At 63.6% G+C, this 15,169-nt stretch carries 12 protein-coding genes; 10 read left to right on the top strand and 2 right to left on the bottom strand.

What is annotated here, in order from left to right:
• Positions 1–5: 5 nt before the first annotated feature.
• Positions 6–947 (bottom strand): ACP S-malonyltransferase, encoded by a 942-nt coding sequence (gene fabD / locus PCJ21_RS11690; RefSeq protein WP_269931582.1) that lies wholly within the window; start codon positions 945–947, stop codon positions 6–8.
• A 331-nt stretch (positions 948–1,278) separates the two neighbouring features.
• Between fabD and PCJ21_RS11685 the strand changes: the two genes are divergently transcribed.
• The 6 genes from PCJ21_RS11685 (at position 1,279) to PCJ21_RS11660 (ending at position 6,821) form a co-directional block, all read left to right on the top strand.
• The gene (locus PCJ21_RS11685; RefSeq protein ID WP_269931766.1) at positions 1,279–3,138 is read left to right on the top strand and encodes an LTA synthase family protein; all 1,860 of its coding nucleotides are present in this window, start codon (positions 1,279–1,281) and stop codon (positions 3,136–3,138) included.
• A gap of 306 nt (positions 3,139–3,444) precedes the next feature.
• A complete protein-coding gene (gene rpsF / locus PCJ21_RS11680; protein WP_269931581.1) occupies positions 3,445–3,933 on the top strand; it encodes a 30S ribosomal protein S6 in 489 nt (162 codons plus the stop codon).
• Entirely contained in the window at positions 3,933–4,181 is a 249-nt protein-coding gene (rpsR, locus tag PCJ21_RS11675; protein ID WP_018427106.1) for a 30S ribosomal protein S18, read from the top strand. Before rpsF ends, rpsR begins: the two co-directional genes overlap by 1 nt.
• A gap of 217 nt (positions 4,182–4,398) precedes the next feature.
• Positions 4,399–4,977: a 50S ribosomal protein L9 gene (gene rplI / locus PCJ21_RS11670; protein WP_269931580.1), complete on the top strand. Its 579-nt coding sequence runs from the start codon at positions 4,399–4,401 to the stop codon at positions 4,975–4,977.
• Positions 4,978–5,122: 145 nt separating this feature from the next.
• Positions 5,123–6,412, top strand: coding sequence for an SAM-dependent methyltransferase (locus PCJ21_RS11665; protein ID WP_269931579.1), 1,290 nt, complete (start codon positions 5,123–5,125; stop codon positions 6,410–6,412).
• 85 nt (positions 6,413–6,497) lie between these two features.
• On the top strand, positions 6,498–6,821 hold the full coding sequence (locus PCJ21_RS11660) for a YnfA family protein (protein WP_269931578.1): 324 nt from the start codon (positions 6,498–6,500) through the stop codon (positions 6,819–6,821).
• 30 nt (positions 6,822–6,851) lie between these two features.
• On the opposite strand, the gene PCJ21_RS11655 is transcribed toward PCJ21_RS11660, so the two are convergent.
• Positions 6,852–9,521 (bottom strand): autotransporter family protein, encoded by a 2,670-nt coding sequence (locus PCJ21_RS11655; protein WP_269931577.1) that lies wholly within the window; start codon positions 9,519–9,521, stop codon positions 6,852–6,854.
• 399 nt (positions 9,522–9,920) lie between these two features.
• Here PCJ21_RS11655 and PCJ21_RS11650 point away from each other — a divergent pair, with 399 nt between their 5' ends.
• The 4 genes from PCJ21_RS11650 (at position 9,921) to purF (ending at position 15,142) form a co-directional block, all read left to right on the top strand.
• Positions 9,921–11,420, top strand: a complete 1,500-nt coding sequence (locus tag PCJ21_RS11650; RefSeq protein WP_269931576.1) for a replicative DNA helicase — start codon at positions 9,921–9,923, stop codon at positions 11,418–11,420.
• Between the two features lie 121 nt (positions 11,421–11,541).
• Positions 11,542–12,945: a DNA repair protein RadA gene (gene radA, locus PCJ21_RS11645; protein WP_269931575.1), complete on the top strand. Its 1,404-nt coding sequence runs from the start codon at positions 11,542–11,544 to the stop codon at positions 12,943–12,945.
• A gap of 27 nt (positions 12,946–12,972) precedes the next feature.
• Positions 12,973–13,587, top strand: a complete 615-nt coding sequence (locus tag PCJ21_RS11640) for a CvpA family protein (RefSeq protein ID WP_269931574.1) — start codon at positions 12,973–12,975, stop codon at positions 13,585–13,587.
• An 85-nt stretch (positions 13,588–13,672) separates the two neighbouring features.
• Entirely contained in the window at positions 13,673–15,142 is a 1,470-nt protein-coding gene (gene purF, locus PCJ21_RS11635; protein WP_269931573.1) for an amidophosphoribosyltransferase, read from the top strand.
• Positions 15,143–15,169 lie beyond the last annotated feature (27 nt).

Genomic DNA, 15,169 nt, shown 5'->3' with positions numbered 1-15,169 from the left:
ATTGCTCAGGCGAGCGCGGCGAGTGCCGCATCGACGTCTGCCGGGCTGTTGATGGCAGTGGTCGCGATTTCTTTGTTGATGCGGCGGGCGAGGCCCGACAGCACCTTGCCGGCGCCCACTTCGTAAAGCGTTGTGACGCCGTTGTTGCCGAACCATTCGACCGTCTCGGCCCAGCGGACGCGGCCCGTCACCTGCTCGACGAGGCGGGCGGCGATCTCTTCGGGATCGGTGATCGGCTGAACCGAGACGTTCGCCACGACCGGCACCACCGGCACGTTCTTCTTCACCGCCGCCAGCGCCTCGCGCATCTTTTCGGCAGCAGGCGCCATCAGCGCCGAATGGAACGGGGCGGAGACCTGCAGCATCAGCGCGCGCTTGGCGCCCTTTGCGGTGCAAAGCGCGGCAGCGCGTTCGACAGCCGCCTTCTCGCCGGAGATGACCAGTTGGCCGCCGCCATTGTCATTGGCAATCTGGCAGACCGAACCCTGGGCCGCTTCGGCGCAGGCCGCGTCGACATCACCCTGATCGAGGCCGATGATTGCTGCCATGGCGCCCTGCCCGGCCGGAACGGCCGCCTGCATGGCGTCGCCACGAATGCGCAGCAGGCGGGCGGCGTCGCCAACAGTGACGAAACCGGCGGCGGCGAGTGCGGAGTATTCGCCGAGCGAATGACCGGCGACATAAGAAACCTTGTCCTTGAGCGAGAAGCCGCGCGATTCGAGCGCGCGCATCGCGGCAATCGAAACAGCCATCAGCGCCGGCTGGGCGTTGGCCGTCAGGGTCAGCTTGTCTTCCGGCCCTTCCCAGATCAGCTGCGAAAGCTTCTCGCCGAGCGCGTCATCGACTTCCTCGAAAACGTGGCGCGCTTCGGGAAATGCATCGGCCAATTCCTTGCCCATTCCGACAGCCTGGCTGCCCTGCCCTGGAAAAGTAAATGCGATGGCCATGTTGGTCTCCGGGTGCTTGATCGGTGTGCCTCTGACGCAATGCACGCAACCAAGTCAAGTCTTGAGCGTTTTTTGATCCACCGCGCGCAATTAATCACAACTGATTAAATCGAAACACGCTTTGTTGCCTGCCGCTTCTCAATTTTGCCATAAGCAGTGCGTTTTGGATGACGGTTTCGTGACAGCTGCGTGACGCGTCTGTCGAGCCATCGAGGAATTTGAGTTGGCAAACGTTGCTCCAGGCCGCCTGGCCGCGATCAAGGACGAGGAAAACGAGGCCGTAGCGGCGCTCGGACGGCGTGCCTATGCCCTTGGCGTGCTGCGCTCGGTCATGGTCACCCTCGCGGTTTCGGCAATCCTTGTCTTCGCCATCGAGTTCATCGCGCGCGGCTCTTTCGTCGACACGCTCAACTTCTTTCAGCAGCCGTTCAAGCCGAGCTGGACCACGGTGGCCTTGTTCGCACTGCTGCTGATTGGCCTCGATGCGCTGCTCGGCCGTCCCTACAACGGCCTGCTTGTCGTGGCCCCTATAGCGCTTGGCCTCGCATTCGTCGGCCATCAGAAGTCGATGTATCTCGGCGACCCGCTCTATCCGACCGATTTCCTTTACGCGCGCCAGATCGTCGAACTGATGCCGCTGCTGGTGCGCGAACGCCCACTGGCCGGCATCGGCATCGCTGCCGGGCTGATCGTCGGCGTCTCGCTGCTCGTTTTCGCCTGGCGCCACTGGCGTCGTCGCGTACCGGTGATGACGTTCTGGGCGCGCATCTCGCGCCTTGCCATCGCCCTTCCGGCCCTCGCCTTCTTCGTGTCGATCATGGACTACGCCACGTTCTCATGGACGCGCGACCGCCTGCAGATCATCCCGATGATGTGGGACCAGAAGGAAAATTATGCTTCCAACGGATTCGCCATCGCGTTTGCGCTGAACGTGCCGATGGCCAAGGTCAAGGCGCCGCACGGCTATTCCGAAAAGGCGATCGATGCGATCGCCAAGCCGGAAAAGGCTGCCGCCGTGCTGCCCGAGGAGAAGCCCGACGTCATCATCGTGATGAGCGAGTCCTTCTGGGATCCGAAGCGCCTTCCGGGCGTCAACATAACGCCCGACCCGATCCCGAGCGTGCGCGCTGCGCAATCGGGCCATGTCTTTTCGCCCGAGTTCGGCGGCATGACCGCCAATGTCGAGTTCGAGGCGCTGACCGGGTTCTCGAACGCGTTCCTGCCGGCCGGCTCGATCCCGTATCAGCAGTATGTCCGCGCACCGGTGCCGTCGCTCGCCACCTTCTTCAGGAGCGAGGGATATGAAACCAAGGCCATCCACCCGTTCGGCGGCTGGTTCTGGAACCGCGCGCCCGTCTACAAGGCGTTCGGCTTCGACCGCTTCATGTCGGAAGAAAACATGCCGGCGCTCGAAAAGCGCGGCCCCCTGGCGTCCGACGCGGCCCTTACCGAAGAGATCATCCGCGAAGCCGACGCGACCGACCACCCATTCTTCTTCTTCGCGGTGTCGCTGCAGAGCCACGGCCCGTACGAGCCGAACCGCTACACGGACACGACCCACAAGGTCGAAGCCCCCGGCATCTCGCAGTGGGCACGCGATTCCACGCTGACCTATGCCGAAGGCGCTTCCGACGCCGACCGCAGCCTGCAGCGCCTGATGGACTGGGCCAGCAAGCGCAAGCGCCCGACCGTCATCGCCTTCTTCGGCGATCACCTGCCGCCGCTCGGTCCCGTTTATGTCGAGACCGGGTTCATGAAAGAGCCCGTCGCCAAGCGCAAGGCGCCGATCGACGAGATGCTGGCGCAGCACGAGACGCCGCTGGTGGTGTGGTCCAACCGCACTGGAGCTGCGCGCGACATCGGCGCGATCAGCCCGGCGTTCCTGCCGCTGCACGTGCTGGAGACGGCCGGTATCAGCCACCCGTACTACACTGGCTTTCTCGGCGACGTACGCGACCGCTTCCGCGTCGTCGACCGCAACATGCTGATGCCGACCACCGGCGAGTCGGTGTTCGACTGGTCGCGCCAGAAGGAGATCGACCCCTCGATCCGAGATTTCCGCTGGCTGCAGTACGACATGATGTTCGGCAAGCGCCGGGGCGCCAAGCAATTCTTCCCGGAAACGATCGAAAAGGTCGTGGCCAACCGCAGCCGTTCGCCGCTCTACCTGCAGCCCGGCGTCCTGGGCTGAGGCAAAGCCAGCAAATCTGCCGGTTTTGCCGAGAAACTCGGGGCTGGCCCTTGCCTTTGAGGCACTTTGCCTGTAGACGCCCGCAATCTGCCGGTCCCAGCTGGGGGCTGAACGGAGGGCCGGAGGTTTTCTTGAAAGCCGCCGTGTGAAGCGAAAACGCTTCCGCCTCCCGTGTCTCCGCTCTCGACCGTCTCGTCGTGCTCCTTTCTTCCCCTGATGAGGCCGCAAGGCCCCGAAGGGTCAGGGAGGTCGCAGAGGCTCTAGCCGCCGGGACCGGAAGATGGAAACGAAGAAAGGCAAAGAACTATGGCTCTTTATGAACATGTGTTTCTTGCCCGCCAGGACCTTTCGCAGCAGCAGGTCGATGCACTTGTCGAACACTACAAGGGCATCATCACTGCAGCTGGCGGATCGGTTGGCCGGGTTGAGAACTGGGGACTGAAGTCCCTCACCTACCGCATCAACAAGAACCGCAAGGCGTACTACACGCTCATGGACATCACTGCTCCTTCGGCTGCCGTCAAGGAAGTCGAGCGCCAGCAGGGCCTGTCCGAAGACGTTCTGCGCTTCATGACCGTCAAGGTCGAGGCGCATGAAGAAGGCGTCTCCGCCATGATGCAGAAGCGCGAAGAGCGCTCCGAGCGTGGCGACCGTGGCTTCGGCGACCGTCCGTCGCGCGGCTTCGGCGATCGTGACCGTGGCGACCGTGGTCCGCGCAGCTTCGGCGACCGCGATGGCGGTGGTGACCGTGGTCCGCGCCGTCCGCGCGAAGGTGTTGAAGGGGGTGCAGAATAATGGTCGACATCAATCAGATCCCGACCCGTCGTCCTTTCCACCGTCGTCGCAAGACCTGCCCGTTCTCCGGCGCCAACGCCCCGAAGATCGACTACAAGGACGTGCGTCTGCTGCAGCGCTACATTTCCGAGCGCGGCAAGATCGTTCCTTCGCGCATCACCGCCGTCAGCCAGAAGAAGCAGCGTGAACTCGCCCAGGCGATCAAGCGCGCCCGCTTCCTCGGCCTGCTGCCCTACGTGGTGAAGTGATATCAGTTCCGGCCCGGCGGCACCTGCCCCGGGCCGGAATGTTCCTCTTCGCGACGGGCGCGGTAGGGTAGACCTCAAAATCCCGGGTTGGGTTTCTCAGGAACCCTAACTGCCGCGACAGGCAGGACAGCGAAACAGGCGCACCATGCGCTCCAGTTGCTTCCTTGCCCGTTGAATTTTTTTCGCTGCCTTTGCAGCCAACGAAAGGACAAGGACAATGGACGTCATTCTCCTCGAACGCATTTCCCGCCTCGGCCAGATGGGCGACACCGTCAAGGTCAAGGACGGCTTTGCCCGTAATTACCTGCTGCCGAAGGGCAAGGCGCTGCGCGCCAACGAAGCCAACAAGAAGAAGTTCGAAGGCCAGCGCGCTCAGCTCGAAGCCCGCAACCTCGAGCGCAAGTCAGAAGCACAGCAGGTCGCCGACCAGCTCGACGGCAAGGTTTTCGTGGTCGTCCGTTCGGCCGGCGAAACCGGCCAGCTCTACGGTTCGGTTTCGACCCGCGACATCGCCGACATCCTGATCGCCGAAGGCTTCACGGTTGCCCGCAACCAGGTCGAGCTCAACCAGCCGATCAAGACCATCGGCCTGACCAACGTGGCGATCGCGCTGCACGCCGAAGTCGAAGTCACCATCACGCTCAACATCGCACGTACGGCTGACGAAGCCGAGCGCCAGGCGAAGGGCGAGACGCTGACGACCGCTGAAGCCATCTACGGCGACGACATCAACGAAAACGCCCGTCCGGACAGCTTCTTTGATCCGAACGAAGACGGCGAAGGCGACGAGGGCTGATCTCAGCCGCAGCTGTCAGATCCAGTTTTCTGGACCAAGCCCGGGTGGAAACATCCGGGCTTTTTTTGTGCCAGGTGGAACTTGAACATGGGCGCGCCAGTTACCAGTTTCTGACAACAGGACTGACACATCGCGAGCATTGCCCATGAACGTGTTGCTGCAGCGCATTTTCGCAAAACTCGTCCGCATAGGTAACCTGACCGTCACCGGGCCTGATGGCCAACCGCATCGCTTTGGCGACGGCAGTGGTGAACCGGTCCACATGCTGATCCGCACGCGGCGAGCCGAACGAGCCATCACCTTCGACCCGACGCTGGCCGTCCCCGAAGCCTACATGGACGGGGAGATGGACATCGTAGAGGGCGACATATTCGGCTTCATGCGCATCGCCTTCCAGAATCTCGGCAACGGCACCGTCGACGCCGCCTGGTCGCGGGCCATCGAGGGCCTGCGCGTTGCCTTCCGCCGCTTCCAGCAGGTCAACACGGCAGCGCGGGCCAAGCGCAACGTCGAGCGTCACTACGATTTGTCTGGCGAGCTCTACCGGCTCTTCCTCGATGCCGACATGCAGTATTCCTGTGCCTATTTCGCTGATCCCGACATGACGCTCGAAGAGGCGCAGCAGGCCAAGAAGGCGCACATCGCCGCCAAGCTGCGGCTGAAGCCCGGCCAGTCGGTGCTCGACATCGGCTCGGGCTGGGGCGGCCTTGGGCTCTATCTTGCGCGCTCGTTCGAGGCGCAGGTTTTGGGCGTCACGCTTTCCGCCGAACAGCATGCAGTGGCGACCGAACGCGCCCAGGCCGAAGGGCTCGACAGTAACGTCCATTTCGAAATCCGCGATTATCGCGATCTCGTCGAGCGCTTCGACAGGATTGTGTCGGTCGGCATGTTCGAGCATGTCGGCGTCAACCACTACCGCACCTTCTTCGACACGATTGCCAAGCGCCTGAAACCCGACGGCGTGATGGTCTTGCATGCCATCGGGCGTTTCGGCCCGCCGACGGCGACCAGCGCCTTCATCCGCAAGTACATCTTCCCCGGCGGCTACATCCCTGCCCTGTCGGAGGTCCTGCCGGCGATCGAGAAATCAGGCCTGATGGTCACCGATGTCGAGATTCTCAGGCTTCACTACGCCGATACACTGAAGCACTGGCGCCTGCGCTTCGCAGCCAACCGTGACAAGGCCAAGGCAATCTACGACGAACGATTCTGCCGGATGTGGGAATTCTATCTCGCGGCCTCCGAAGCTGCGTTCCGCTGGCAGGACCTGATGGTGTTCCAGATCCAGCTGACCCAGCGCAACGACACACTGCCGATGACTCGCGACTACATTGCCAAATGCGAGAAGGCGCTGACCATGCACGAGATGGCGCATCGCCGCCCCCTGCCGGCAGCCAAGACCAGCCGCAGGCGCAAGGTCGGGGACAAGGAATAGCGCGACGCCTGCCCAACCGGGCCTTGCGCCACATGCGGCTCCTGTAGGAAATAAGCCCGTCTCCGTCTCGAGCTGGGCCTGTTTCATGATTTATGCCATCTACGCCGCCGCTGCCCTTGCCGAGATCGCCGGCTGCTTTTCCTTCTGGGCGTGGTGGCGGCTCGACAAGTCGGTGCTGTGGCTCGTCCCGGGAGTCGCCTCGCTCATCGCCTTCGCCTGGTTGCTGGCACTGGTCGACGCCGATGCAGCAGGACGCGCCTACGCCGCCTATGGCGGCATCTACATCGCCGCCTCGCTCGGCTGGCTGTGGCTTGCCGAAGGCGTGCGCCCCGATCGCTGGGATCTGGTGGGCGCCGCCATCTGCATATTCGGGGCGTCGGTCATCCTGCTTGCACCAAGGGGTGCATAAGCAAGTGACGGTTTGCCAGAGCCGAACTCCTTACCACTTGACGCTCAGACCGATGTTGCCCTCGAAGACGCGCTTCTTCTCGCCGCCGATGTTGGTGGTGTAGTCGGCCGTGGCAAACAGGCTGGTCTGTTCGGTCAGCTTTGCGATCACGCCACCGCCGAATTCGACTGATGTCCCGCCTGTCTCGACGGCAATCGGGTCGCCGCCGAGATCGAAGCTCTGCTCACCGTCGAATTCATGCCAGAGATTGGCCTTGAGATAGGGTTTCAGCGTAGCGGCTTCGGTCTGGAAGAGGCCTTGCAGGCGCACACCCAGCCGACCGGCCAGCACATCGTCGGAATTGAACGACACCGTCGAGAATCTGTCGGCCTGGTCGTCAAGCGACACGTGCTGCCAGACCAACTGGCCCTGCGGCTCCAATGTCCACTCCGGCGTCAGCGCGATGGGAGTGCCGCCCTCCAGAGATGCAGTGACGCCGGTTCCGCCAACATCCAGGCGTTCGCCGCCGCTGGAGGTGGCGTCGCCGCCGAACCGGGTGCCCATCAGGACACCGTCGAGATACCAGCCACTTGGACCCACATGGGTCCAGCTTGCGCCGAGGCTGGTGCTGTTTGCGTTGATGTCGCCGAAATCCGCTACCGGCCCCGCGACCGTCGGCGACTTCACATCGCCGCTGACGCGCGTGTGGCCGACAAACAGTCCGACGCGGTCATGATGGCCGCTGGCCGTCTCCCGGCCATAGATGTCGAGGCCTGCCTGCATGCCGAACAGCGTGCCGTCGAAGTTCGGCGTCAGGGTCCCGGTCCAGGACATATCGACACTCTGGCCGAAGACGCGCCCCCATGCAGCCGGCATCTGCCCGGCACCCTGCACCTCGGGCTGTTCACCGCGGCGCTCGTGGAATGTGCCCAGCGTCGACATGGCCAGATAGTTCGCGAGCGGCGAGATGACCGCGTAGGTCGGAACCTCGCCGCGGAAGAGCGGCATTGCGCCGCCTACGAGCCGGTCCGGATTGGGCAGCGGCATGACGGCGGCCGGGTTGACCACCAATTGCGGCGTCTCGGTCAGTGGCGGTGGTGTCGGCTCGCCAGTGGCGGGAGGTGCTGGCGGGGCCTCGGGCTCCTCATCCGTCGGCAGCACCGGCGGGGTCGGGTCAACGGGCGGGGTGACAGTGTCGCCCTCACCCGGAATCGCAACAGGCGGTATGCCTGACGTCGGCGGCGGTGGCGCTGTTTCGGGATCAACGGGCGCAGGTTGAGGATTTGGTTCGATCGGCGAAGGCCCCGGCGCTGGTTCGGGACTGGTCGAAGACATCGTCGAGCGCAGATACCAGTTCTCGCCTGCACCGGCAGCGTCGCCCTTGAACAGCAGATACTCGTAGGCGCCGGCGGCCACTCGACTGGCAAGGGCGAAGGCACCTCCGGTCGTCGCACCGCCGATCGCCTCGACCACCAGGATGCCATCCGCGACAGTCAAACCGCCGGCACCGCCGGCATTGACAACCTCTATGCCCGTCGAGCCGGTAGCGGCGCCGCCAGATATGACCAGCTTGTCCGAGGCCGAGCCGTCGCTGCCGAGCACGGTGTCGAGGAACAGCAATCCGCCATTGCCCTGGTAGTTGCCATTGATCGTGAACGTATCGCCAGTGCCACCACCGCCACTGGTCAGATCAATGCGGCCGGCATTGATGACATTTGCCAGCCCGCTGACGGCCAGCACGCTTGCATTGACCCCACCGCCGAACAGGGTGCTGGTGGCATCGACCGTCAGCGTGCCAGTTCCGGTGCCGGCGTCGCCGAGCACAAGATTGCCGTCGAAGGTCAGTTCGGTGTCATTGGTGGCGTCGATCGTTTCCCAATTCTGGAACCGCGCGATGCCGGCTGCCGAGACATTGTCGAAAGTCAGGCTGTCCGTGCCGTCGCCGCCATTGATCGCAACAGTCGCACCGATGTTGGCGTTGCTGAGATTGGAGAGCTTTGCCGTGTCACTGTCACCGCCAAGATCGACAGTGCCGTAGATGATGCCGCCACCGTCCCATGTGAAGGTATCCGTGCCGACACTCAACAGCACGCTGCCGCCGACGGAGCCGCCTGTCACCGTCACACTGTCGGTGCCGCCGCTGACACTGATGTTGCCGCCGATCGTGCCGCCCGAAAGGATGATGGTGTCATTGCCGAAGCCGGTGACCAGGTTCTTGTCGATGGTGCCGCCAGACATATCGAACAGATTGTCATCGAGCTTCATGTTGACGCGGCCGATGCGGCCGCCGGTCATATATGCCGTGTCGCCATCCTCGAAGAAATCGACGATACGACCGCCAGACATGAAAAACGTGTCGAGCCCGTCACCCTGGCTGAGCGACTGGATCTGGCCGCCGGTCATCACGAAATCGTCGGTTCCGCCGCCTTGCTGGACGTTGCCGGTTATGGTGCCGCTATGGATTTCAACGCGGTCGACACCTCCCCCGAAGGTGACGGTGCCATTGATCGTGCCGGTGCCACCACCCGGCATGGTCAGCGTGTTGCTGCCTGTAGTGTCGGTCAGCCCTGCACTCGCGCCGCTGTCGCAGACATAGATGCTGTTGCCGACGGTCGGCGTCAGGTCGCAAGCGGCAATGCCGGCTTGCGTCGACCCCAACAAAGCCATGGCAGTGGATGCCAGCCAGCCCACTCGAGCCGTCGCCGGGCGAAGAATACGCATGTTGCCTCCTCAAGCAGATGAGGCCAATGCGCAAACACAGCGCGAATTGGCCCCTGGGACCCGCAGGGCAAACGCATCGCCATGTGCCGCATCGCGATGAAAATCCCCCTAGGGAGGACAACGATCATCGAATATCCAAGCAAAATCAACAAGAAGCTTGGCGATCTGCGCGTCGACTCGCCGGGCGCTTTGTTAGGGAATTCAACGCTCCACAAATATTCCTGTTTTGTTCTTGTCGGCTCGACGCTAAAATCCTTGCGAATCGCGTCAACCGGTTTCCACCGTCCAGCGCCCGTGCCTGTGGACGAGTGTGAATAGCGTGACCAGTTGAAATGACGATGGGCGGTTTTGGTCCTGGCTCTGCTACTGGGAACGTTCGGCAACGGATTGGGGACGACATTGGCAGAGGCAGCGCGCAAGTTCGAAGTGGCGGAAGCGACCCCGCTCTATCGGGAAGCCCCGAACAACATCGAGGCCGAACAGGCGCTGCTCGGCGCAATGCTGGTCAACAACGACGCCTTTTACCGCGTCTCCGACTTCCTCAAGGCAACCCACTTTTACGAACCGCTGCACCGCAAGATTTTCGAGGTCTCCTCCGAGCTCATCCGCATGGGCAAGATGGCCAACCCGGTGACCATCAAGACCTTCCTGCCCGCCGACGAGAAGGTCGGCGACATGACGGTCTCGCAATATCTGGCCGCCCTTGCATCCAATGCCGTCACCGTCATCAACGCCTCCGACTACGGCCGCGCCGTCTACGACCTCGCCACGCGCCGCGCGCTGATCACAGTCGGCGAGGACATGGTCAACATCGCCTATGACGCGCCTGTCGACATGTCGCCATCCGAACAGATCGAGGACGCGGAGCGCCGCCTGTTCGAGCTTGCCGAAACCGGCCGCTACGACGGAGGCTTCGAAAGCTTCTCCGATGCGGTCAAGACCGCCATCGACATGGCCAGCGCCGCCTACATGCGCGACGGCCATCTCTCCGGCGTCGCCAGCGGCCTGCACGACCTCGACGCCCGCATGGGCGGCCTGCAGTCTTCCGACTTGATCGTGCTCGCCGGCCGCCCCGGCATGGGCAAGACCTCGCTCGTCACCAACATCGCCTTCAACGTGGCGCACGCCTATGTGCCGGCGCAGCAGGCGGACGGCTCGTTCAAGGCCGAAAATGGCGGCGTCGTCGGCTTCTTCTCGCTCGAAATGTCGTCCGAGCAGCTCGCCACCCGTATCATTTCCGAGCAGGCAGAGGTGCCTTCTTCCAAGATCCGCCGCGGCGATCTCACAGAGGCTGACTTCGAAAAGCTGGTCAGTTGCACCCAGACGCTGCAGAAGATTCCGCTGTTCATCGACTCGACCGGTGGTATCTCGATCGCCCAGCTCTCGGCGCGCGCCCGCCGCCTCAAGCGCCAGCGCGGCCTCGACCTCATCATCATCGACTATATCCAGCTGATGCAGGGCTCGTCGGCCAAGTCGTCGCAGAACCGCGTCCAGGAAATCACCGAGATCACCACCGGCCTGAAGGCGCTGGCCAAGGAACTCAACGTCCCGATCATCGCGCTGTCGCAGCTGTCGCGCCAGGTCGAAAGCCGCGACGACAAACGCCCGCAGCTCTCCGATCTTCGCGAATCGGGTTCGATCGAGCAGGACGCCGACGTCGTGATTTTCGTCTACCGCGAGGAGTACTACCTCAAGAACAAGGAGCCGAAGCCAGGCACCGACGATTACATCAAGTGGGAAGGCGACATGGCCGAGGTGCGCGGCAAGGCCGAAGTCATCGTCGCCAAGCAGCGTCACGGCCCCACGGGCACCGTCAGCCTGGGCTTCCAGGGCGAGTTCACCCGCTTCTTCGACCTCGCGCCCGAGCATCATTTGCCGGAGAGGTTTGGAGAAGAATAGGCTTTGTCCGACACCGCATTTCTTCCCACCTTGTCCTACTCGCCTGCCGGTCTGGCCAGAAGGCCAGTAGGCGGCGTGCCGATGCTCAGTTCCCCCTCAGCAGAAATGTATTCCCGTCCCCATGGCTAAAGCCCGCGTTCAGTTCGTCTGCCAGAATTGTGGCGCCGCGCACCAGCGCTGGGCCGGCAAGTGCGATTCCTGCGGCGAGTGGAACACGCTCGTCGAGGAAGGCACGTCGGGCGGCATCGGCTCCGGCCCCGGATCGCTGAAGAGCGCGCGCAAGGGCCGCGCGGTCACGCTGACCTCGCTGGACGGCGACATCGAGGACGCACCGCGCATCGTCTCGGGCATCGGCGAACTGGACCGGGCGACCGGCGGCGGTTTCGTCCGTGGCTCTGCCTTGCTCATCGGCGGCGATCCGGGCATCGGCAAGTCCACACTGCTCACCCAGGCGGCCGCAGCGCTGGCTTCGCGTGGCCACCGCGTGGTCTATGTGTCGGGCGAAGAGGCGGTGGCGCAGATCAGGCTGCGCGCCCAGCGGCTCGGCGTCGCCTCGACGCCGGTGGAGTTGGCCGCGGAAACCAATGTCGAGGACATCCTCGCCACCATCGCCGACGGCAAGCGGCCAGACCTGGTCATCATCGATTCGATCCAGACGCTGTGGACAGACCTCGCCGACTCGGCGCCCGGCACCGTTACCCAGGTGCGCGCCGCGTCCCAGGCGATGATCCGCTACGCCAAATCGACGGGCGCAGCCGTCGTGCTGGTCGGTCACGTCACCAAGGAAGGCCAGATCGCCGGCCCCCGCGTCGTCGAGCACATGGTCGACGGCGTACTCTATTTCGAGGGCGAAGGCGGCCACCACTACCGCATCCTGCGCACCGTGAAGAACCGATTCGGCCCGACCGACGAGATCGGTGTGTTCGAGATGTCGGACAAAGGGCTGCGCGAAGTCGCCAATCCATCAGAATTGTTCCTCGGCGAACGCCACGCCAAATCGCCGGGTGCTGCGGTTTTTGCAGCTATCGAAGGCACGCGACCTGTGCTGGTGGAAATCCAGGCGCTTGTAGCGCCCTCGACGCTTGGTACGCCGCGCCGCGCCGTCGTGGGCTGGGATTCGCCACGCCTGTCGATGATCCTGGCAGTGCTCGAGGCGCATTGCGGTGTGCGCTTCGGCCAGCACGACGTCTATCTCAACGTCGCCGGCGGCTACCGCATCTCGGAACCCGCGGCGGACCTGGCGGTAGCTTCCGCACTGGTTTCATCGCTCACCGGTATTGCCCTGCCTGCTGATTGCGTCTATTTCGGCGAAATCAGCCTTTCTGGCGCGGTGAGGCCGGTTGCTCATGCGCAACAGCGCCTTAAGGAGGCCGAAAAGTTGGGGTTCGGAAGGGCTGTATTGCCTTCCGGCAGTGGGGACATCGCAGGCGGGACAAATGCCGGGACGTTCCAACCATCCGCGCTGGCGGACCTGGTGGCGCGGATAGCCGGCTCAAAACGAAGCCGCGCGGAAGAGACGGACTAAAGCCGCCGTCATGGAGTGGACGAGACGATGCCGATAACGCTGCTCGACGGAATTCTGGTCGGCTTCACCCTGGTTTCGGCGATGCTTGCCATGGTGCGCGGCTTCTCGCGTGAAGTGCTTTCGATCGCTTCCTGGGCGGCGGCGGCCATTGCCGCCTTCTTCTTCTACAAGCCGGTCGTGCCCTACGTTCAGCCCTACATCGACAACGAAAAGATCGCCATGGCGGCCGCCGCCGGCATCGTGTTTGTCGTGGCGCTCATCGTCGTCACCATCATCACGATGAAGATCGCCGATTTCATCATCGACAGCCGCATCGGGGCGCTCGACCGCACGCTCGGCTTCCTCTACGGCGCAGCGCGCGGCGTCCTGGTCGTCGCCGTCGGCCTGTTGTTCTTCAACTGGCTGGTCGGCGACAAGGCGCCAGGCTGGATCACCGAAGCCAAGTCGCGCCCGCTGCTCGAAAGCATCGGCACGACGCTTGAAAACCTGCTGCCCGAGGATCCCGAGAACTCGATCCTCAAGAAGCTCAACCCGCAGGGCGAAGAGTCCGGCACCGCGACGCCACCGGCGGAAGGCGGCGCGGAAGCGCCCGCCGAAGGCGAAGCCGATGCTCCCGCCGAGCCGGCGCCGAGCAGCAACTGACGATGGCGTGAAGGGCGCGGAACTTCCGTTGCCCTTCACGCCCCTTGGCACTATATAGCCTTTTTGCGACGAGAGGCCTCGCCCCATGGCAGACGCATCGACCGCTCTTGCAGCGGAAGCAGATGATCATTTCCACGACGAATGTGGTGTGTTCGGCATCTTCGGCCGACCGGAAGCCGCGGCGATCGTCACGCTGGGGCTGCATGCGCTCCAGCACCGCGGCCAGGAGGCCGCCGGCATCGTCAGCTATGACGGCAGCCAGTTCCACGTCGAGCGCCACATCGGCCTGATCGGCGACAACTTCACCAAGCAGTCCGTCATCGACCGGCTAAAGGGCAACCGGGCCATCGGCCACACGCGATACGCCACCACCGGCGGCGCGGGCATGCGCAACGTGCAACCCTTCTTCGCCGAGCTGGCCGACGGCGGCTTCGCCATCGCCCACAACGGCAACCTGACCAATGCGATGACGGTCCAGCGCGCGCTGCAAAAGCAGGGCGCGATTTTTTCATCGACGTCAGACACGGAAACGCTGCTTCACCTCGTCGCCACGTCCAAGGAACGCGACCTGAACTCGCGCTTCATCGACGCCGTTCGCCAGGTCGAAGGCGCGTTCTCGCTGGTTGCGATGTCGTCGAAGAAAATGATCGGCTGCCGCGACCCGCTGGGCATTCGTCCGCTGGTGCTGGGCGACCTCGACGGCGCCTGGATCCTCGCTTCCGAAACCTGCGCGCTCGACATCATCGGCGCACGTTTCGTACGCGACCTGAAGCCCGGCGAAATGGTTGTCGTCACGTCGAAGGGCATCGAGAGCATGTTCCCGTTCGAGCCGCAGAAGTCGCGCTTCTGTGTGTTCGAGTATGTTTATTTCGCCCGCCCGGATTCCTCGGTCGAAGGCCGCAACGTCTATGACGTGCGCAAGCGCATCGGCATCGAACTGGCCCGCGAGAGCCCGGTCGACGCCGACATTGTCGTGCCTGTTCCCGATTCGGGAACGCCGGCGGCGATCGGCTTCAGCCAGGAAGCGGGCCTGCCGTTCGAGCTTGGCATCATCCGCAACCACTATGTCGGCCGCACCTTCATTTCGCCCGGCGATTCGATCCGGCACATGGGCGTCAAGCTCAAGCACAACGCCAACCGCCGCATGATCGAAGGCAAGCGCGTCGTGCTCGTCGACGACTCCATCGTGCGCGGCACCACCAGCCAGAAGATCGTGCAGATGGTGCGCGAAGCAGGTGCCAAGGAAGTGCATATGCGCATCGCCTCGCCGCCGACGCGCGCTTCGTGCTTCTACGGCGTCGACACGCCGGAAAAGGCCAAGCTTCTGGCGTCGCGCATGTCGATCGAGGAAATGGCGGAGTTCATCCGCGTCGATTCCCTCGGCTTCCTGTCGCTGGACGGCCTTTATCGCGCAGTGGGCGAACCGGGCCGCAACGAAGAGCAGCCGCAGTTCTGCGACGCCTGCTTCTCGGGCCAGTATCCGACCCGCCTGCTCGACCACGAAGGCGCCGACAACGTCCGCACGTTGTCGCTGCTGGCGACCGGCGGACAGTAGGCTACGTCCACAATTGATGTCTGGCCG

This window comes from Aminobacter sp. HY435 (assembly GCF_027568395.1).
Taxonomy (GTDB): Bacteria; Pseudomonadota; Alphaproteobacteria; order Rhizobiales; family Rhizobiaceae; genus Aminobacter.
Note: the sequence above shows the minus strand (reverse complement) of the source record. Positions and strands in the feature narration are given on the sequence as shown.

Excerpts from the sequence above, each read along its gene's own strand:
- fabD (WP_269931582.1), bottom strand. The coding sequence starts at position 947 with ATGGCCATCGCATTTACTTTTCCAGGGCAGGGCAGCCAGGCTGTCGGA.
- PCJ21_RS11685 (WP_269931766.1), top strand. The coding sequence starts at position 1,279 with ATGGTCACCCTCGCGGTTTCGGCAATCCTTGTCTTCGCCATCGAGTTC.
- rpsF (WP_269931581.1), top strand. The coding sequence starts at position 3,445 with ATGGCTCTTTATGAACATGTGTTTCTTGCCCGCCAGGACCTTTCGCAG.
- rpsR (WP_018427106.1), top strand. The coding sequence starts at position 3,933 with ATGGTCGACATCAATCAGATCCCGACCCGTCGTCCTTTCCACCGTCGT.
- rplI (WP_269931580.1), top strand. The coding sequence starts at position 4,399 with ATGGACGTCATTCTCCTCGAACGCATTTCCCGCCTCGGCCAGATGGGC.
- PCJ21_RS11665 (WP_269931579.1), top strand. The coding sequence starts at position 5,123 with ATGAACGTGTTGCTGCAGCGCATTTTCGCAAAACTCGTCCGCATAGGT.
- PCJ21_RS11660 (WP_269931578.1), top strand. The coding sequence starts at position 6,498 with ATGATTTATGCCATCTACGCCGCCGCTGCCCTTGCCGAGATCGCCGGC.
- PCJ21_RS11655 (WP_269931577.1), bottom strand. The coding sequence starts at position 9,521 with ATGCGTATTCTTCGCCCGGCGACGGCTCGAGTGGGCTGGCTGGCATCC.
- radA (WP_269931575.1), top strand. The coding sequence starts at position 11,542 with ATGGCTAAAGCCCGCGTTCAGTTCGTCTGCCAGAATTGTGGCGCCGCG.
- PCJ21_RS11640 (WP_269931574.1), top strand. The coding sequence starts at position 12,973 with ATGCCGATAACGCTGCTCGACGGAATTCTGGTCGGCTTCACCCTGGTT.
- purF (WP_269931573.1), top strand. The coding sequence starts at position 13,673 with ATGGCAGACGCATCGACCGCTCTTGCAGCGGAAGCAGATGATCATTTC.